This window comes from Thioalkalivibrio sp. ALgr1, from assembly GCF_000378285.1.
Classification (GTDB): domain Bacteria; phylum Pseudomonadota; class Gammaproteobacteria; order Ectothiorhodospirales; family Ectothiorhodospiraceae; genus Thioalkalivibrio.
Genome location: NZ_KB905132.1, coordinates 812,875 through 830,904, shown reverse-complemented (window position 1 = coordinate 830,904; position 18,030 = coordinate 812,875). Strand labels below are relative to the sequence as shown.

Sequence of the window (18,030 nt, the reverse complement as noted above, 5' to 3'; positions counted from 1 at the left end):
ATGGCGCCGATCTTCGGGAAAATCTGCGGGAAAAGCCGCAAACATCACGAAAGCCCACGCTCTCGCCGCCAACACCCGCGAATACCGCCCGCCGACCCCATTCAGGACCGAGCACACCGATGGCCGAACCCGTCCAGCTGGACCCGCAACACCGCCCCATGGCAAACCGATTTCGCGGCTTCCTGCCCGTTGTGGTAGATGTCGAGACGGGAGGCTTCGATTGTCGGCGACATGCCCTTTTGCAGGTCGCGGCCGTGTTCCTGCGCCGCGACGAAAACGACCATCTGGTGCGCGACCGCACCGTGAGCCTGCACGTGCGCCCCTATGAGGGGTCGGAGATGGATCCAAAGTCGCTGGAGGTGAACGGGATCGACCCCTACCACCCGCTGCGCGCGGCCTACCCCGAAGATCAGGCCATGGGCCGGCTGTTCAGCGAGGTCCGACGGGAGGTGAAGATCAACCACTGCAAGCGCGCAATCCTGGTCGGGCACAACGCACACTTCGATCTCGGCTTCGTGCATACCGCCGCCGAGCGCTGCGGGATCAAGCGCAACCCGTTCCACCCGTTTTCCAGCCTGGATACCGTGTCCCTGGCCGCACTGGCGTTCGGCCAGACGGTGCTGGCACGGGCGGCCGATGCCGCGGGGCTGGGATGGGATACGGAAGCCGCTCACAGCGCGGCATTTGATGCGGAAAAGACAGCGGATATTTTCTGCCAGATCGCGAACCGCTGGCAGGACGGGGTCGGGGTCCCGCAGAACGCCCTGCGCCTGCCCGACCCGGAAGAGCTGCCGCCGGGGAGCTGACCCCGACCCGGGGTAACACCCACAGATCGCCATGCCCCTGCGGGGCTCGCGATGACACTACCGCAACCCCGTCATTGCGAACCCCGCAGGGGGTGAAGCAATCGCCCGACATTTCGGCGGCGGCAGGGCCCGGGGGCTACGTCAGGAGATCGCCACGGCCCCTGGCAGGGCCCGGGGGCTACGTCAGGAGATCGCCACGGTCCCTGGCGGGGCCTCGCGATGACGGTTTTGGGGTGTGCGACAGCCCTTCGGGCTGACGCACCAGGAGTTCTAACTCGCCGCGCGCTTGGCGTGGGCCTCTTCGACCGCCTTCTTCAGCTCACCGCTTTCGAACATCTCAAGGGTGATGTCGCAGCCACCGATCAGCTCGCCATCCACATAGACCTGCGGGAAGGTCGGCCAGTCGGCGAAGCGCGGCAGGTTCTGCATGACCTCCTGGTCAGCGATCACGTTCACGTAGGCGAACTCCTGCTCGCAGCGCTTGAGCGCCTCGACCGCGCGGCTGGAGAAGCCACACATCGGGAACTGCGGGGTGCCCTTCATGAAGATCACTACCGGATTGTCTTCCACCTGCTGGCGGATGCGGTCCATTACGTCCATCGAAGTACTCCCAAAGATTCGGTGCAAAACAGGGCGAGGCACCAGCGGCACCACACCCGATAATCAATTCGCAGTGTAACGCTCAGACATTGAAGCGGAAATGTACCACGTCGCCTTCGTGCATTAGGTATTCCTTGCCTTCCAGGCGCCATTTCCCGGCGTCCTTCGCACCCTGCTCGCCATTGTTCGCGACGAAGTCGTCATACCCCACCACTTCGGCACGGATGAAACCGCGCTCGAAATCGGTATGGATGACACCCGCGGCCTGCGGCGCAGTGGAACCCCGACGCACGGTCCAGGCTCGCACTTCTTTCTCGCCGGCGGTAAAGAAGGTCTGCAGGTCCAGAAGCCGGTAGGCGGTACGGATCACCCGATCCAGCCCCGGCTCCTCGAGCCCGAGATCGGCCAGGAATTCGGCCCGCTCCTCCGGATCCAGCACGGCGATCTCGGCCTCGATGGCCGCACAGACGCTGACCACCTCGGCGCCCTCCTCGGTCGCCTTGGCCTGTACCGCCTCGACCATCGCGTTGCCGCCGGCCAGCGAGGCCTCGTCGACGTTGGCGATATACATCAGCGGCTTGATCGTCAGCAGATGCAGGTCATAGAGCAGGCGCCGCTCGTCCTCGTCCAGGTCCTGGGCCCGCGCCGGAATCCCCTGATCCAGGCCGGCCGCGACTTTTTCGGCCGCCTTCAGCTGCGCGATGGCCGTCTTGTCCTGCGACTTCGCCGCGCGCGCCAGTCGGGTCAGCGCCTTGCTGGCGGTCTCGAGGTCCGCCAGCATCAACTCGGTGCTGATCGTCTCGATATCGGCCAGTGGATCAACCTTGCCGGCCACGTGCACGATGTCATCGTCCTCGAAACAGCGCACCACCTGGGCGATCGCATCCGTCTCGCGGATGTGAGCCAGGAACTTGTTGCCCAGCCCCTCGCCCTGCGCGGCACCGGCCACCAGACCGGCGATGTCGACGAACTCCACCGTGGTGGCCAGCGTACGCTCGGGCTTCACGATCTCGGTGAGCCGCGCCAGGCGCGGATCCGGCACCTCCACCACGCCCACGTTCGGGTCGATGGTGCAGAACGGATAGTTCTCCGCGGCGATCTCGGCGCGGGTCAGGGCATTGAACAGGGTCGACTTGCCGACGTTCGGCAGGCCGACGATCCCGCACTTCAGACTCATCGGGTTTCCTCGGGGGTTGTGCGACCGGGGGCCGCCTTCGACCCGCCGCCATGCAGATTGCGTACAGCCTCGTCCCAGCGCCCGGCAATCAGCGCCGGCACCTGGTCCAGCGCGGCATCGATGGCATCCTCGATCGCACGGGCATCGTCCCGACCAGGCCGGTCCAGCACGAACGGGACGACGTCGTCACGATGCCCGGGGTGACCGATACCCAGGCGCAGCCGGGCATAGTTCGGCCCACCCATATGGCGATGCAGGTCGCGCAGACCATTGTGGCCACCGTGCCCGCCGCCCATCTTCAGGCGCGCGACACCGGGGTCCAGGTCGAGCTCGTCATGCACCACGAGAATCTCTTCCGGGGCAATACGATAGAAATCCGCGCACTTGCGCACCGGGAGACCGCTCTTGTTCATGAAACTCATGGGCTTGAACAGCCAGCAGTCGCCCTCGGGCAGAGTCAGCCGCGCCGCCTCGCCATCGAAGCGGCCCTCGCTGCGAAATTCGGTGGAATGACGACGAGCCAGGGCATCCACAAACCAGAAGCCCGCGTTATGCCGGGTCTCGGCATAACGCGGGCCCGGATTGCCCAGCCCGACGATCAGGCGAATAGCCATGGGTCAGAAGGGCGCAGGAATGGCCGTGAGGCTTATTCCTTGTCCTCGGACCCGCCTTCGTCGCCGGAGGAGGACGCTTCTTCGCCACCCTCGGCCTCGGCACCCTCGGCCTCGGCGGCTTCGACTTCCTCGCCCTCTTCTTCTTCGGCCTTCGCGGCACGCGGGAGCAGGACACTGACCACGGCGTAGTCGTAGTCCTCGCCGTGCATCAGGGCCACACTTTCCACACCCTTCGGCAGTTTCAGCTCGGAGATGTGGATGGTGTCACCGACGTCCATCTCGACCACATCGATGTCGATGGACTCGGGCAGGTCGCCCGGCAGGCACTCGACTTCGATGTCGTTCAGCATGCGGCTGACCATGCCACCACCCAGCTTCACGCCCTTGCATTCTTCCTCATTGTGGAAGTGCAGCGGCACGTGCACACGGATCGGCTGGTTCGCCGACACACGCAGCAGATCCACGTGGTAGATGGTCGGCTTGAACGGATGACGCTGCACGTCGCGCAGGATCGCCTTCTCGCTCTTGCCATCCAGCTTGACCGTCAGGATGTGCGAGTAGAACGCATCATGCTTCAGGTTGTGCACCATCGCGTTGTGGTCGAGGGTGATCGGCTGCGCGTCATTCTCGCCACCGTACAGGATGGCGGGCAGCTTGCCGGCGCGACGCAGGCGGCGGCTCGCACTCGATCCCTGCTCGTCCCGCTTCTCGGCTTCAATGGTAAAACTCATGCTCATCGTTGCTTTCTCCAAATGAACACGCCTCATCCGCGACCAGATGAGGCGTGAAGTTGGGGGACAATCCCCCGAAATCGTGGCGCCAGTAGCGCCTTGCGCCCGAGGCTTCAGTCCACAAACAGCGAACTGACCGATTCCTCGAGATTAATCCGACGAATGGTCTCGGCCAGCATCTCCGCGACCGACAGCTGCCGGATCTTTGCACAGGCCTGGGCATTCGGCTGCAGGGCCAGAGTGTCGGTCACCACCAGCTCGTCCAGCGCCGAACCGTTAATATTATCAATTGCTGCACCAGAAAGCACGGGGTGCGTGGCGTAGGCGCTCACCGACGCCGCACCGTGCGCCTTCAGGGCCTTGGCCGCCTGACACAGCGTGCCGGCGGTATCCACTAGGTCGTCGATGATGATGCAGGACTTGTCGCGCACATCACCGATGATATGCATCACCTCGGACTCGTTCGCACGCGGACGGCGCTTGTCGATGATCGCCAGATCGGCATCATCCAGGCGCTTGGCAATCGCGCGGGCACGCACCACACCGCCAACATCCGGCGAAACCACGGTCAGATTGCCGGAGACATGCCGCCAGACATCGCCCAGCAGCACCGGCGAGGCGTAGATGTTGTCCACCGGGACGTTGAAGAAACCCTGCACCTGATCCGCGTGCACATCGATAGTCAGCACGCGATCGGCACCGACCGCCTCGATCATGTTCGCGACCACCTTGGCCGAAATCGGCACCCGCGCCGAGCGCACCCGGCGGTCCTGGCGGGCGTAGCCGAAGTACGGGATCACGGTGGTAATGCGACCGGCCGAGGCGCGCCGCAGCGCGTCCACCATGATGACCAGCTCCATGATGTTCTCGTTGGTCGGCTGCCCGGTCGGCTGGATCAGGAACACGTCGCGACCGCGCACGTTCTCCAGGATCTCGACCTGCACCTCGCCGTCGCTGAAGCGGCCCACAATCGCCTTGCCCATCGGCAGGCCCAGGTGCTCGGCAACGCTCTGTGCCAGGCGGGGGTTCGCGTTCCCCGCGAAGACCATCATTCGGCTCTTGTCGACCACGGTTTTTTCCGGTCTGGGTGGTGCGGAGCGGGTGAACGGGTCACCTGGCTCCAAAATAGACCCCGGCGTGGCGCCGGGGCCGGTGGTGTGTGGCGCGGTGGCGATATCCAGCATCACCACCCGCGTTGTATGGCTGGGCCGGCAGGATTACGGCGCTTCGCGCCGCCCTTCGGGCCGCCGCCAGTGACGGCGTCCTCTCGCGGCTATGCCGCTCGAGTCGAACCCGGTTCCCATCCTGCCGGCCCTTTGGCCGGTGCCGCGGCGCCATGCGCCGCGGGTTTCGTTGTATGGCTGGGCCGGCAGGATTCGAACCTGCGCATGACGGGATCAAAACCCGTTGCCTTACCGCTTGGCTACGGCCCAATTGCTCGTTGTTGCCTGCCCCAACCCTGCCCAGGTTCCGCTTCCGGAACCGATGGCGGATCGGCTGCCGCCGATCCGGGCCGGCAGGATGATGGCGCTGCGCGCCACCCTTCGGGCGCCACCTGCGGTGGCGTGCTCTCGCGGCTGCGCCGCTCGGGTCGAACCTGCGCATGACGGGATCAAAACCCGTTGCCTTACCGCTTGGCTACGGCCCAATTACTTGTTGTTCGGCACCCTCGGCGGCGGCGCTGCCCGGGAGCCACTGCCGCAGGGGCGACACGTTCGTCAGCGGCGTCACCCAGCTCCGCCAGGGACGGGGCTGTGCGGCCTGCGCCTGGCGGGCAGCCTGCTCGTTCGGGAACATCCCGAAGATACAGCCCCCAGTGCCGCTCAGCCGCGCGCGCTCCGTTTGCCCGCCCATCCAGTCCAGTGCCTCGGCAACGAGTGGATACTGCCGGCGAACCAGCGGCTCGAACACATTACGAAAGCGCGCGGCATCAATTTCGGGCGAAATTGTCTCGGCGGGACAGTCGCGTGTCAATTCCGCTGAGCCAAACATGGGCCCTGTCGCCACCGAAACGCCGGGGTCCACCAGCAGCAACCAGGCCAGATCCGGCTCCAGAGGAACCAGGCGATCCCCGACGCCTTCGGCCCAGGCCGCCCGGCCGCGCACAAAAACCGGCACATCAGCCCCCAGGCCCAATCCAATCGCGGCCAGGTCATCCTCCAACAGCCCGAGATCGAATAGTCGGTTCAGTACGACCAGCGTGGTTGCGGCGTCGGAACTGCCCCCACCCAGGCCACCTCCAATCGGGATGCGCTTGTCGAGATGCACCCGCACCCCAAAGGATGAACCGCTGGCCTCCGCCAGCGCCCGCGCGGCCCGCAGGCACAGGTTGTGACCTCCATCGAGCGCCCCGGCCGACATCTCGAATCGCCCCCGCTCCAGCGGTTCGAAGCGCAGCGAATCCGCCAGCCCGACGAACTGAAACACGCTCTGCAGCTCATGGTAACCATCGGCGCGCCGCCCCGTGATATGCAGAAATCGGTTGATCTTGGCCGGCGCGGGGAAGGCCACATCGAAATCGCCGCTCATCGCGTCGCCATGTGCCAGTTGGCGATGCGCACGCGCAGCTCCACGCCCTCGCGCTCGAGGTCCATGCGCACCGGGAGCGCTATGCCGTCAACCTCATCGAACTCGCCGAACTCGATCACCCAGCCGGACTGCTCGATGCGCCGGGGCAAGCCGTCCTCGTCCGTCTCGAGATCGTAATCGGCGCCCGGTGCGAGCAGACCCCGCACCCAGTAGCGCATGCCGGAAACCGGTATCGACTCGTTCGTCAGGTAGGCGACCAGGGCATCCGGGTCCTCGGCCTGATACTGCTCGCCGGCCCGCGTGACCAGCACCGCGGGTTGATTCGGGGCCAGCGTCAGACGACCACCCCCGCGCCCCATCGGGCCGGACAGGTCGAGGACATGGCGCTCCTGCTGCACGCGCCAGTTCAGCTGCGCGGACCAGTATTCCGTCTCGGTGGAGAGCCCCAGACGGGCCGCCAGGCGCCACTCGTCAAAGGCCTTCACCACCTCGGCGCGCTCGTCGAAGGCCTGTCGTGCAGCGGGGTCTTCGGTTCGGGGCATTGGCGCGGCACAACCAGCAAGCACCAGCGCGAACACTATGATGGATGCCCAGCGAGCAGCACTCGCCCGCGAACGGGCACAGAGTGCGCGGAATCTCGCTGCCATCAATTTAGAAGCTCGTCACGCACCCGCAGCAGGCGCTCGTGATCCGGCTCGCGCTCCAGCGCCGCCTCCAGAATGGAGCGCGCCTCGTCGCGTTCGCCCCGCTCCCAGAGCACCACGGCAAGGTTGCTCGCGATCTCGCCGTCGTCGGAGAGATCGTAGGCGCGGCGCAGGAAGTCCTCGGCCTCGTCGAGGCGCCCGAGGCGATAGAGGACCCAGCCATAACTGTCGATGATCGCTGCGTCGTCGGGCTCCTGCGCGTAGGCCCGTTCGATCAGGTCCAGCGCCTCGTCATAGCGATCGGTGCGATCGGCCAGCGTATAGCCCAGCGCATTCAGCGCGGCGACGTTCTCCGGATCGTTGTCCAGGATCGCGCGAAAATCCGCCTCGGCGGCCTCGATGTCATCCTGGCGCTCGTGCACCAGGCCGCGCATGTACAGCAACCGGGTATCGCCGGGGAACTGCACCAGTCCCCGATTCAGGCGTTCGCGCGCAGCCGTGTACTCGCCCCTTTCGCGCAGCAGGTTCGCCTCGCCAACATAGGCACGTCGGGCAAGCTCGGCATCCGGACCCTGCTGCATCTGTTCGAAGCGCTCGCGCGCAGCCGACTCGCCCTCGATCTCCAGCGTCATGCGGGCCGCGCGCAGGCGGGCATCATCGGCGTGACCGCCACCCCCGACCCGCTCGTAGGCCTGGCGGGCGCCCTCCGGGTCGTCTTCCATCTCGTGCAGCCGCCCCAGGTAGTAGGCGATGTCGTCCTCGCGCTCGCCCAGGGCATCCAGTCGCTCCAGATAGGTCCGGGCCGGGCCCAACTGTTCGGCCTCGAGGTTCATCAGCGCCAGGGCCAGCAGCAGCTGCACATCCTCCGGGTCCTGCTCGACCAGGCGGTCCATTTCTTCGCGCGCCATCTCGCGATCATCGTGCTCCGCCAGCATGCGGGCATAGCCAAAACGGGCCTCGCGGCTCTCGGGGTGGTTGGCCACCGTCGTGCGCAGTTCTTCCAGTGCCTCGTCGGACTGCCCCACCTCGTCCAGGGCGCGGGCACGCAACAGACGCAAGGACACGGATTCCGGGAAGCGCTCCACACCCCGAGCAGTCGCCTCCAGTGCCGGCTCGCCGGGCGCGAAGCGCAGTGCCGCCTCGGCAAATACGCGATGCACACCGACGTCGTCCTGACGCTGATCCGTCAGGCTCTCCAGGGCCTCCAGCGCGGCCTCGCGGTTGCGTGTCTGACCGACAACCGCCCCGAGCGCCGCGTAGGGGTCCCCACCCTGTACGGCCTGCAGGTCAATCACCGTGCCCATCTGCTCGGCAGCGGGGCCCGGCTGCCCCAGGTCCAGACGCAGCACCGTGGACAGCTGCAAAGCATCCAGGCTCTCCGGTGCCAGCTGGCGCCAGCGCTCGGAAGACTGCAAGGCCTGATTGCGGTCCTGGGCGAACAGTGCAATACGGGTGGCCCGTTCGGCGATGGCCGGGTCGTCGCTGAGCAGGGCCGCGGCGCCGTAGTAGCGCGCAGCCTCCTCGTACTGCCCGGAGCGCACGGCGATCTCGCCGACCAGCACACCCAGCATCAGGGCCGCTTCCGGGTCCTGCGCCGGCATGATCGGGAGGATCACGGGGCGATCCGTCTCCAGGGCCTCGCCCTCCGAGGCGCCCAGAGGCATGTGGGCGCAGCCCACCAGCACGAGCGCGGCCAGCGCCGCAAATAGGGGTCGAATCATTTCGGGTCCGATCGGATTACTCCATTGCATTCTGGGGAGACTCGGATAAGTGCATCGCTTAGTTGCATCACTAATGGGACGCCCATCCCGTGCCACGGTTCCAAACCGGCAACCGTGCGGCACACCGGCTGGACACTGTAACGGACGGCACGGGCCAGTACACTACGCATCCACCACCGAGGGAATGCACTTCTCCCCCGGTGACTTGTATGTTTTGGGGGCCTTTTCCGGGCATTTGCGGCACAATAGCGTCAGCATGCTGTTCACTCTTGGTATCAATCACAAGACCGCCCCGGTCGCGATCCGCGAACGGCTGTCGGTGAATGAAAGCCAGCTCGGCGAGGCCCTGCACTCGCTGCGCTCGGGCGTCCTGTTGCCGGAAACCGCGATCCTGTCGACCTGCAACCGCACCGAGGTGTACTTCCGCGAGGGCGGCAAGCAGTCGGAACACCGCGTGCTGGACTGGCTGGGCGGCTACCACGGCATCGACCGCGACGAACTCAGGCCCTATCTCTATCTGCACCACGACGGCTCCGCGGTGCGCCACACCCTGCGCGTGGCAAGCGGCCTGGACTCGCTGGTCCTCGGCGAGCCCCAGATTCTCGGGCAGATGAAGACGGCCTACCAGCATGCCCATGACGCCGGCACGCTGGGCCGCTCGCTGGAGCGCCTGTTCCAGCATGCCTTTGCCACCGCGAAGGACGTGCGCACCCAGACTGCGATCGGCCAGAGCGCCGTCTCGGTGGCCTTCGCCGCGGTCTCGCTGGCGCGCCAGATTTTTGGCGACCTGAAGCCGCTGACCGCGCTGGTGATCGGCGCCGGCGAGACGATCGAACTGGCGCTGCAGCACCTGTCCGGCCACGGAATCGGGCAGGTGATCGTCGCCAACCGCACCGAGGAACGCGCCCAGGCCGTGGCCGAGCGCTTCGACGGCCAGGCGATCAGCCTGAACCAGTTGCCGGATCGCCTGGCCGAGGCCGACATCGTGATCTCCTCCACCGCCGCCCCGCTGCCGATCCTCGGCAAGGGGGCGGTGGAACGTGCCCTGCGCAAGCGCCGGCACAAGCCGATCTTCATGGTCGACATCGCCGTCCCGCGCGACATCGAGCCCGAGGTCGGCCAGCTCGAGGACGTCTACCTCTATACGGTGGACGACCTCCAGGAAGTGATCGACGAGAACATGGCCTCGCGCCAGGCCGCCGCCGCGCAGGCCGAGGAGATCATTACCCAGCGCGCCAGCGAATTCATGCGCTGGTTGCGCGCCCGCGACTCCGTGGACAGCATCCGCCAGCTGCGTCAGCGCGCCGAGGCCGTCAAGGCCGAATCCCTGGCCAGGGCCGAGGCGATGCTGCGCGCCGGCAAGTCGCCGGAGGAGGCCATGCAGTTGCTGGCCCACAGCCTGACCAACAAGCTGATGCACGCCCCCTGCAAGTCGCTGAACACCGCCGCCCACGAGGGTGACGCGCGCCTGCTCGACGCCGCCCACCGGCTGTTCCAGCTGCCCAGCCCGGAAGACGACCCCGGCCACGACCCCGAGTCCGGCACCCGTTCGTGAAGGCCTCGTTCCGTACCAAGCTCGAGGGCCTGGCCGAGCGTCATGCCGAGATCGCGCAGCTGCTGGCCACACCGGACGCCGCCGAGGACGCCGACCAGCTGCGCCGTCTGTCGCAGGAATACAGCCAGCTCGAGCCGGTCGCCGAGGCCTGGAAGGCCTGGCACGACAACCAGGCCGCGCTGGAAGAGGCCCGCGCGATGCTCGCGGAGGACGACCCCGATCTGCGCGAAATGGCCGAGGCCGAGATCGACACCCTGGCGGAACAGGCCGAGGCACTGGAGGCCGAGCTCCATCGCCACCTGATCCCGAAGGACCCGCACGACAACGCCAACGTATTCCTCGAGATCCGCGCCGGCACCGGCGGCGACGAGGCCGCCATCTTCGCCGGCGACCTCCTGCGCATGTACACCCGCTACGCCGAACAGCAAGGCTGGAAGCTGGAGATCCTCAGCGCCAGCGAGGGCGAGCACGGCGGCTACCGCGAGGTAATCGGGCGCCTGGCCGGCCAGGGCGCCTTCTCGCGACTCAAGTTCGAATCCGGCGCCCACCGCGTGCAGCGCGTCCCGGAGACCGAATCCCAGGGCCGCATCCACACCTCCGCGGCCACGGTCGCCATCCTGCCGGAGCTGGACGAGGTCGAGATGCCGGATATCAACCCGGCCGACCTGCGCGTGGACACCTTCCGCGCCTCCGGGGCCGGCGGCCAGCACGTCAACAAGACCGACTCCGCGATCCGCCTGACCCACCTGCCCACCGGCATCGTGGTCGAGTGCCAGGAAGAACGCTCGCAGCACAAGAACCGCGCCAAGGCGATGACCTACCTCGCCGCGCGCCTGTTCGAGGCCGAGCGCGAGGCGCAGGCCGCCGCGCAAAGCGCCGAGCGCAAGAGCCTGGTCGGCAGCGGCGACCGCTCCGAGCGCATCCGCACCTACAACTTCCCGCAAGGCCGTGTGACCGACCACCGCATCAACCTGACCCTGTACAAGCTGGAACAGGTGATGGCCGGTGACCTCGACCCGGTAATCGAACCGCTGATTCACGAATACCAGGCCGAGCAGCTCGCCACTCTCGCGGACGCGTAATGGAAACGCCCGCGACGCTGGATGCACTGCTGCGGGAGCTGCGCGGCCGTCTGCAGGCGGCCGGATCGGACGAGCCAGGGCTCGAGGCCCGCCTGCTGCTCGGCGCGGCGACCGGCCTCGACACCAGCGCCCTGATCGCCCGCGGGCTCGATGTCGCCTCCGCGTCGCAGCGCGAACGTGCCGACACCCTGTGCCGGCGTCGCGAGGCGGGTGAGCCGATCGCCCACATCCTCGGCCGCCGCGCCTTCTGGACCCTCGATCTCGAGGTCTCCCCCGCCTGCCTGATTCCGCGCCCGGAGACCGAACTGCTGGTGGAACGGGCCATCGCGGCCATCGACGCCTGCGAGCGCGCGCATCCCCGGGTACTGGATCTGGGCACCGGCAGCGGCGCGATTATCCTCGCGCTGAAGGCGGAACGCCCGGCCATCGAGGCCGTCGCCACCGACCGCAGCCCGGACGCCCTGCGCCAGGCCCGTGCGAACGCCAACACCCTGGGGCTGGACGTGACCTTCCTGCAGGGGGCGTGGCTCACCCCGTTCAAGCCCGAGGACGCCTTCGACATGATCGTCAGCAACCCGCCCTATATCGCCCAGGACGATCCCCACCTGACCCGCGGCGACCTGCGCTTCGAACCGAGGGAGGCACTGGCCGCACCGGAAGCCGGACTTGGCGATCTGTACACCATCATCGATACCGCACTCCTCCACCTGCTCCCGGATGCCCCGCTGCTGCTGGAGCACGGGTTCGATCAGGCCCGAGATGTTCGCGCCCGCATGCAACAGGCGGGCTATCGCGAGGTGCAGAGTTTGCGTGACCCCGCCGGGCACGAGCGCATCACGATCGGGAGCCGTCCATAAAAAAGCCCCGGCGCGAACGCCGGGGCCAACCGTGTGATGCGGGTGCTGCCTAGAACGGCAGATGCAGGTGCAGGTTCATCGAGCCGCTGGGCGAGCGGTGCCGCGGGCGGCTGTGGTAGTGGTGATGATGGTGCTGCTGGTAGCTGTGATAGTGCCGGTGATGATGGCCACGCCCGCGTTTGTGCGAGCGCTTGGAATGCTTGTAGCCACGATAGCCGGGATGGCTGCGGGCATGCGGCGGGCCGCCATAATGGCCCGGGCGATGATGCGCATGCTGCAGTGCATCAGGGTCGAAGGCCGCGGCACCGGTGTGCACAAAGCCGGAGACCGGCTGGGCCGCATGCGCCGGGGCCGCCAGGGCAAACGCCAGCAACGCCGCCGGCGCCAGGGCGATCATCATGCGTTTCATCGTGTACCTCCTTGAACTGCGCAACTGGCAGAATTGCCAAGGTCCAAATTACGGGGTCTTCCTGAACGGTTCCTAACCGAGCCGCCCCAGGAGCGTGACGCCGGTTACACTTTGCCGTACTACGTGACTAAGCCTTGACCCGATTCACACTGGAGAACGCCCCGTGGATGACCCGGAACTGCTGCGCTACAGCCGCCAGATCATGCTGCCCGGTGTCGGAGTCGAGGGGCAGCAGCGCCTGCAGGAAGCACATGCGGTCATCATGGGCCTGGGCGGACTGGGTTCGCCGGTAGCCGCCTACCTCGCGGCCGCCGGGGTCGGACGACTCACGCTGGTCGACCCGGACCATGTCGAGGTCACGAACCTGCAGCGGCAGATCCTGCATACGGACGCGGATATCGGCCGCGACAAAGTGGAGTCCGCGGCGCGGCGCCTGGCGGCGATGAATCCGAACTGCCACGTCGAGACCCGCGCCGAACGCCTGGATGTGGATGCCATGACCACCCTGTTTGCAAAGGCCGACGTGGTCCTGGACGGCACCGACAACTTCGCCAGTCGGGGCGCGATCAACCGCGCGGCCGTAGCCAGCGGCACACCGCTGGTCTCCGGCGCGGTGATCCGCTTCGAGGGACAGCTCACCACCTTCGACTACCGCGACCCCGAGGCCGCCTGCTACCACTGCCTGTATGGCGAGGGCGGCGGGGACGAGGACACCTGTGCGGCCAATGGCGTACTGGCCAGCCTGCCGGGGGTGATCGGCAGCCTGCAGGCCACCGAGGCGCTCAAACTGCTGATCGGGCTCCCGACCCTGAGCGGGCGGCTACTGATGGTGGATGCGGCCGGCATGCAGTTTCGCGAGATTCGTCTGCGCCGCGACCCGGGTTGCCCGGTCTGCGCACAGCGCCCGGCGCGGGCCTGAGCGGCACGCTGAGTCAGGCGCTGGAACGGGGCCGGAAGGCGACCACCTGGCCACGGGGGATACGCTGATCCTCCTGGGCCAGGGCGGCGGTCAGGCGGTCGGCCATACAGTTCAGGGCGCGATTGGTAACCATGGGCGCCATGGAGTGATAAAGACGCAGCTCGCAGGCCACCGGGCGATGCAGGTTGTGCCGGTGGGCGGCGCGGAAGGCCGTCCAGGCCACCACCGGCATATCGTTGAGCACACGATCCACCACAACCCAGGCATCCGGCTGCAGGATCAGGTCCAGGTGTTTGAGGATTGGCAGGGGCAGACGGATCTCGGGGCCCAGCCGCCGCAGGGCCAGGGCCACCTGGTTGTAATAGCGGGCCTCGACCTGCCATCCGGGTCGGGTATCCAGGGTGGGAATCTCGGTATGCCGGGAATACATGACCAGCCCCCCGCCAGGGAAACACTGATGCCATTACTATCTCTATAGCAAAGACTGTCTCTCGGCGGGAAGATTCCGTGTCCGGTTTATTTGCACCCGGCTACTGGCGCGTGTCGGGGGTTGGCGGCTGGGCTGTCTGGGTGGCGCAGAGGGCCTCGGCATCCACCGGGTCGAAGTGGTATTGCGCGTTGCAGAACTCGCAAGTCACCTCGATCTTGCCCTGCTCCTCGATGATGCCGCGGATCTCGTCCTGCCCGAGGCCGCGCAGGGTCTCGGCCACCCGCTCGCGCGAGCAGGGGCAGTGGAACTGGACCGGGGTCCCGTCGAACAGGCGCACGCGCTCCTCGGCGAACAGCCGGCCGAGCAGCGTGCCGGCATCCAGCTTCAGCATCTCCTCGGGGGTGGTGGTGTCGGCCAGGATGTTCGCGCGGTTCCAGTCCTCGGAGTCACGCGTGACTGCATGACCACCCTCACCCGGTACCGCCTGCAGGAGCATCCCGGCCGCGGACTGACCGTTGGCCGCCAGCCACAGCCGGGTGGGCAGCTGCTCGGAACGTTCGAAGTAGACATTCATCGCATCCGCCAGGGTCTCGCCCTCCAGCTCGACCACCCCCTGGTAGCGCTCGCCGCCATCGCCCGGGTCCAGCGTCAGCATCAACCGGGCGTTGTCGCCGGCACACTGGGCCAGCGTCGCATCCTCGGGGGGCGTCTCGCGAAAGCGCGCCAGGCCGCGCAGCCGACCCTGGCCATCGGCCTGGGCCACGATCATGTGCACGGGACCAGTGCCGGTGATTTGCAGGATCAGTGAACCATCGAACTTGAGCGTGGCGGCCGTCAGCGCCACGGCCGCATAGGCCTGCCCCAGGAGGTCGCGCACCACCGGCGGATACTCGTGGCGTTCCAGCAGGGCCTGCCAGGCCGCGTCCAGGTGTACCCATTCGCCACGCACCCCGGCTTCTTCCAGCATGAAGCGGTGCAGGGTGTCGGTTTCAAGCATGAAGTCCGCAGCCCTGCATCATCCGTCCAGCTTGGCCTTCAGGCGCTCGTTCACCTGAGCCGGGTTGGCCTTGCCCTGGGTGGCCTTCATCACTTGGCCGACAAAGAAGCCAAACAGCTTGTCCTTGCCACCACGGTACTGCTCCAGCTGCTGCGGATTGTTGGCCATCACCTCGTCGATGATCGCGTCGATCGCGCCGGTATCGGTGATCTGCTTGAGCCCCTTGGCCTCGATCACGGTGTCGGCATCGCCCTCGCCGTTCCACATCGCCTCGAAGACCTCCTTGGCGATCTTGCCGGAGATGGTCTCGTCCTGGATGCGCGCCAGCAGCCCGGCGAGGCCCTCGGCGTTCACCGGGGCGTCGGCCAGCTCGACCTCGGAGCGGTTCATCGCGGCGGAGAATTCGCCCATCACCCAGTTGGCGGCGATCTTCGGCGCGCCACAGCCGGCGGCCACGGCCTCGTAGAAGTCGCCCATCTCGCGCGCGGCGGTCAGTACACCGGCGTCGTAGTCGGACAGGCCGTACTGTTCGACGAAGCGGGCGCGCTTGGCATCCGGCAGCTCAGGCAGCCTGGCACGCACGGACTCGATGAAGGCCTGGTCCACGACCAGCGGCAACAGGTCCGGGTCGGGGAAGTAGCGGTAGTCGTTGGCCTCTTCCTTGCTGCGCATGGAGCGCGTCTCGTCACGATCCGGGTCGTACAGGCGGGTCTCCTGGACCACGCTGCCACCACCCTCGATCACGTCGATCTGGCGCTCGATCTCGTGATTGATCGCGCGCTCGACGAAACGGAAGGAGTTCAGGTTCTTCAGCTCCGCACGGGTACCGAACTCGGTCTGGCCCTTCGGCCGGATCGAGACATTCGCATCACAGCGGAAACTGCCTTCCTGCATGTTGCCGTCGCAGATATCGAGATAGCGCACCAGCGAGTGCAGCTTTTTCATGTAGGCGACGGCCTCTTTCGCCGAACGCAGTTCCGGCTCGGAGACAATCTCGATCAGCGGCGTACCGGCGCGGTTGAGGTCGATGCCGGTCATCGACTCGAAGCCCTCGTGCAGGCTCTTGCCGGCGTCTTCCTCCAGGTGCGCGCGGGTTACCCCGATGCGCTTGATCGTGCCGTCCTCCAGCTCGATATCCAGATGCCCCAGCCCGACGATCGGCAGTTCGAACTGCGAGATCTGGTAGCCCTTGGGAAGATCCGGGTAGAAGTAGTTCTTGCGCGCAAACACCGACCGCGGCGCGATCTCGGCGTCAATCGCCAGCCCCAGCATCACGGCCCGCTCGACCGCGCCCTGGTTCAGCACCGGCAGCACGCCGGGCATGCCCAGGTCCACCGCGCAGGCCTGGCGGTTGGGCTCGGCGCCGTAGGCGGTCGGCGCGCCGGAGAAGATCTTGGAGACGGTGTTGAGCTGGGCGTGAATCTCCAGCCCGATGACGGTTTCCCATTCCATGCGGCGATCCTCAGGCGAAGGCCGCCGGCACACGGGTGTGCCAGTCGGTTTCTTGCTGGTACTGGTGGGCAACGCCGAGCAGGCGCGCCTCGTCGAAGTAGTTGCCGATCAACTGCAGGCCCACCGGCAGGCCGTCGATCTCGCCGGCCGGCAGCGACATCGCCGGCAGGCCCGCGAGGTTCGCGGCGATGGTGTAGATGTCCGACAGGTACATGCTGACCGGATCGGCCTTGGCGCCCAGGGCGAACGGCAGCTCCGGCGTGGTCGGGCCGAGCAGGACGTCGACGTCCGCGAATGCGCTGCGGAAGTCGTCGGCGATGATGCGGCGGACCTTCTGCGCCTTCAGGTAGTAGGCGTCGTAGTAGCCGGCGGACAGCACGTAGGTACCGACCATGATGCGGCGCTTCACCTCGTCGCCGAAGCCCTCCCCGCGCGAGCGGGTGTAGAGGTCCATCAGGTCCGCGGGGTTGTCGCAGCGGTGGCCATAACGCACGCCGTCGAAGCGCGCGAGGTTCGAGGAGCACTCGGCCGGAGCGACCACGTAGTAGGCCGGCACCGACAGGTGGCTGTTCGGCAGGCTCACCTCGCGGATCTCGGCGCCGCGGCCCTTGAGCACCTCGACGGCCGCGTCGATCACGCCGCGTACCTTCTCGTCCAGGCCCTCGCCGAAAAACTCCTTCGGCAGGCCAATGCGCAGACCCTTCAGGTCCTGGCTCAAACCGGCGGTGAAGTCCTCGGCCGGGCGCTCGACGCTGGTGGAGTCGCGCTCGTCGAAACCGGCCATGGCGTTCAGCATCAGGCCGCAGTCCTCGGCGGTCGCGGCCATCGGCCCACCCTGATCGAGGCTGGAGGCAAAGGCGATCATGCCGTAGCGCGACACGCGCCCGTAGGTCGGCTTGAGCCCGGTAATGCCGCAGAACGCGGCCGGCTGACGGATCGAGCCGCCGGTGTCGGTGCCGGTCGCCCCCGGCACCAGGCGCGCACCCACCGCCGCGGCGGAGCCGCCGGAGGAGCCGCCGGGGACGCGCTCGGTATCCCAGGGATTGCGCACCGGGCCATAGAAACTGGTCTCATTGGACGAACCCATCGCAAACTCGTCCATATTCGTCTTGCCGAGCATCACCGCCCCGGCGGCGTTCATGCGCTCGACGACGGTGGCGTTGTACGGCGAGACGAACGGATCAAGCATGCGCGAGCCGCAGGAGGTCCGCACACCTTCGGTGCAGAAGATGTCTTTCTGGGCGACCGGCACGCCCAGAAGCGGGGTCTGCTCACCATTGGCCAGGCGGGCATCGGCCGCTTCGGCCTGCGCCAGCGCGGACTCGGCGGTCACGGTAATAAAGCTGTTGAGCTGTGAATCGAGGCGCTCGATCCGGTCCAGATACAACTGGGTCAGCTCACGCGAGCTGATCTCGCGGGCCTGGAGCTTGCGCGCCCAGCCGGACAGGGTTTCCTGGGACATGGTTTCGGGAACTCTTGTCTAATAAAGCGTGATGAAATCGGCGAA

General features: G+C 66.9%; 18 protein-coding genes, 1 tRNA gene and 1 other RNA gene. 5 read left to right on the top strand and 15 right to left on the bottom strand.

The genetic code is table 11. The features are described from left to right. Positions 1 to 119 precede the first annotated feature (119 nt). A complete protein-coding gene (gene rnt / locus F466_RS0103965; RefSeq protein ID WP_018137626.1) occupies positions 120 to 806 on the top strand; it encodes a ribonuclease T in 687 nt (228 codons plus the stop codon). A gap of 270 nt (positions 807 to 1,076) precedes the next feature. On the opposite strand, the gene grxD is transcribed toward rnt, so the two are convergent. The 10 genes from grxD to F466_RS0103920 all read right to left on the bottom strand — a co-directional run bounded on the left by grxD (position 1,077) and on the right by F466_RS0103920 (position 8,822). Next, positions 1,077 to 1,406 carry a Grx4 family monothiol glutaredoxin gene (gene grxD, locus F466_RS0103960; RefSeq protein ID WP_018875229.1) on the bottom strand — a complete coding sequence of 110 codons (330 nt, stop codon included), beginning with the start codon at positions 1,404 to 1,406 and terminating at the stop codon, positions 1,077 to 1,079. A gap of 82 nt (positions 1,407 to 1,488) precedes the next feature. After that, positions 1,489 to 2,583 (bottom strand): redox-regulated ATPase YchF, encoded by a 1,095-nt coding sequence (gene ychF / locus F466_RS0103955; protein WP_018993511.1) that lies wholly within the window; start codon positions 2,581 to 2,583, stop codon positions 1,489 to 1,491. Next, the gene (gene pth, locus F466_RS0103950) at positions 2,580 to 3,197 is read right to left on the bottom strand and encodes an aminoacyl-tRNA hydrolase (protein ID WP_018993510.1); all 618 of its coding nucleotides are present in this window, start codon (positions 3,195 to 3,197) and stop codon (positions 2,580 to 2,582) included. The genes ychF and pth overlap by 4 nt, the downstream gene beginning before the upstream one ends. A gap of 32 nt (positions 3,198 to 3,229) precedes the next feature. After that, entirely contained in the window at positions 3,230 to 3,934 is a 705-nt protein-coding gene (locus F466_RS0103945; RefSeq protein ID WP_018993509.1) for a 50S ribosomal protein L25/general stress protein Ctc, read from the bottom strand. Between the two features lie 107 nt (positions 3,935 to 4,041). Next, on the bottom strand, positions 4,042 to 4,998 hold the full coding sequence (locus F466_RS0103940; protein ID WP_026182170.1) for a ribose-phosphate diphosphokinase: 957 nt from the start codon (positions 4,996 to 4,998) through the stop codon (positions 4,042 to 4,044). A gap of 130 nt (positions 4,999 to 5,128) precedes the next feature. Continuing rightward, positions 5,129 to 5,253, bottom strand: a non-coding RNA gene (locus tag F466_RS13315) — RtT sRNA. Between the two features lie 33 nt (positions 5,254 to 5,286). Beyond that, positions 5,287 to 5,361: transfer RNA gene (locus F466_RS0103935), tRNA-Gln, on the bottom strand. Between the two features lie 205 nt (positions 5,362 to 5,566). Then, entirely contained in the window at positions 5,567 to 6,457 is an 891-nt protein-coding gene (ispE, locus tag F466_RS0103930) for a 4-(cytidine 5'-diphospho)-2-C-methyl-D-erythritol kinase (protein WP_018137946.1), read from the bottom strand. Continuing rightward, entirely contained in the window at positions 6,454 to 7,104 is a 651-nt protein-coding gene (gene lolB, locus F466_RS0103925; protein WP_051075325.1) for a lipoprotein insertase outer membrane protein LolB, read from the bottom strand. Before lolB ends, ispE begins: the two co-directional genes overlap by 4 nt. Then, on the bottom strand, positions 7,104 to 8,822 hold the full coding sequence (locus F466_RS0103920) for a tetratricopeptide repeat protein (RefSeq protein ID WP_018993507.1): 1,719 nt from the start codon (positions 8,820 to 8,822) through the stop codon (positions 7,104 to 7,106). The genes lolB and F466_RS0103920 overlap by 1 nt, the downstream gene beginning before the upstream one ends. Before the next feature lie 256 nt (positions 8,823 to 9,078). On the opposite strand from F466_RS0103920, the gene hemA reads away from it, so the two are divergent. From hemA to prmC, 3 genes are read left to right on the top strand one after another with little or no spacing between them, the layout of a single operon-like run. Next, positions 9,079 to 10,377 (top strand): glutamyl-tRNA reductase, encoded by a 1,299-nt coding sequence (gene hemA / locus F466_RS0103915; RefSeq protein WP_018993506.1) that lies wholly within the window; start codon positions 9,079 to 9,081, stop codon positions 10,375 to 10,377. Continuing rightward, positions 10,374 to 11,459, top strand: a complete 1,086-nt coding sequence (prfA, locus tag F466_RS0103910; protein WP_018993505.1) for a peptide chain release factor 1 — start codon at positions 10,374 to 10,376, stop codon at positions 11,457 to 11,459. Before hemA ends, prfA begins: the two co-directional genes overlap by 4 nt. Further along, positions 11,459 to 12,316 carry a peptide chain release factor N(5)-glutamine methyltransferase gene (prmC, locus tag F466_RS0103905; RefSeq protein WP_018993504.1) on the top strand — a complete coding sequence of 286 codons (858 nt, stop codon included), beginning with the start codon at positions 11,459 to 11,461 and terminating at the stop codon, positions 12,314 to 12,316. The genes prfA and prmC overlap by 1 nt, the downstream gene beginning before the upstream one ends. Before the next feature lie 49 nt (positions 12,317 to 12,365). Here prmC and F466_RS0103900 read toward each other — a convergent pair whose 3' ends face one another. Then, the gene (locus F466_RS0103900) at positions 12,366 to 12,725 is read right to left on the bottom strand and encodes a hypothetical protein (RefSeq protein WP_026296410.1); all 360 of its coding nucleotides are present in this window, start codon (positions 12,723 to 12,725) and stop codon (positions 12,366 to 12,368) included. A gap of 163 nt (positions 12,726 to 12,888) precedes the next feature. On the opposite strand from F466_RS0103900, the gene F466_RS0103895 reads away from it, so the two are divergent. Continuing rightward, entirely contained in the window at positions 12,889 to 13,644 is a 756-nt protein-coding gene (locus tag F466_RS0103895) for a molybdopterin-synthase adenylyltransferase MoeB (protein WP_018175340.1), read from the top strand. Positions 13,645 to 13,657: 13 nt separating this feature from the next. Here the strand turns inward: F466_RS0103895 and F466_RS0103890 are convergent, their stop codons facing one another. The 4 genes from F466_RS0103890 to gatA all read right to left on the bottom strand — a co-directional run bounded on the left by F466_RS0103890 (position 13,658) and on the right by gatA (position 17,985). Further along, entirely contained in the window at positions 13,658 to 14,074 is a 417-nt protein-coding gene (locus F466_RS0103890; RefSeq protein WP_018993503.1) for a hypothetical protein, read from the bottom strand. A 100-nt stretch (positions 14,075 to 14,174) separates the two neighbouring features. Beyond that, complete coding sequence (gene hslO / locus F466_RS0103885; RefSeq protein WP_018137954.1) at positions 14,175 to 15,071, bottom strand: Hsp33 family molecular chaperone HslO; 897 nt, start codon at positions 15,069 to 15,071, stop codon at positions 14,175 to 14,177. A gap of 18 nt (positions 15,072 to 15,089) precedes the next feature. After that, on the bottom strand, positions 15,090 to 16,523 hold the full coding sequence (gene gatB, locus F466_RS0103880) for an Asp-tRNA(Asn)/Glu-tRNA(Gln) amidotransferase subunit GatB (protein ID WP_018137955.1): 1,434 nt from the start codon (positions 16,521 to 16,523) through the stop codon (positions 15,090 to 15,092). 10 nt (positions 16,524 to 16,533) lie between these two features. Then, positions 16,534 to 17,985 (bottom strand): Asp-tRNA(Asn)/Glu-tRNA(Gln) amidotransferase subunit GatA, encoded by a 1,452-nt coding sequence (gene gatA / locus F466_RS0103875; RefSeq protein WP_018993502.1) that lies wholly within the window; start codon positions 17,983 to 17,985, stop codon positions 16,534 to 16,536. Positions 17,986 to 18,030: the final 45 nt, after the last annotated feature.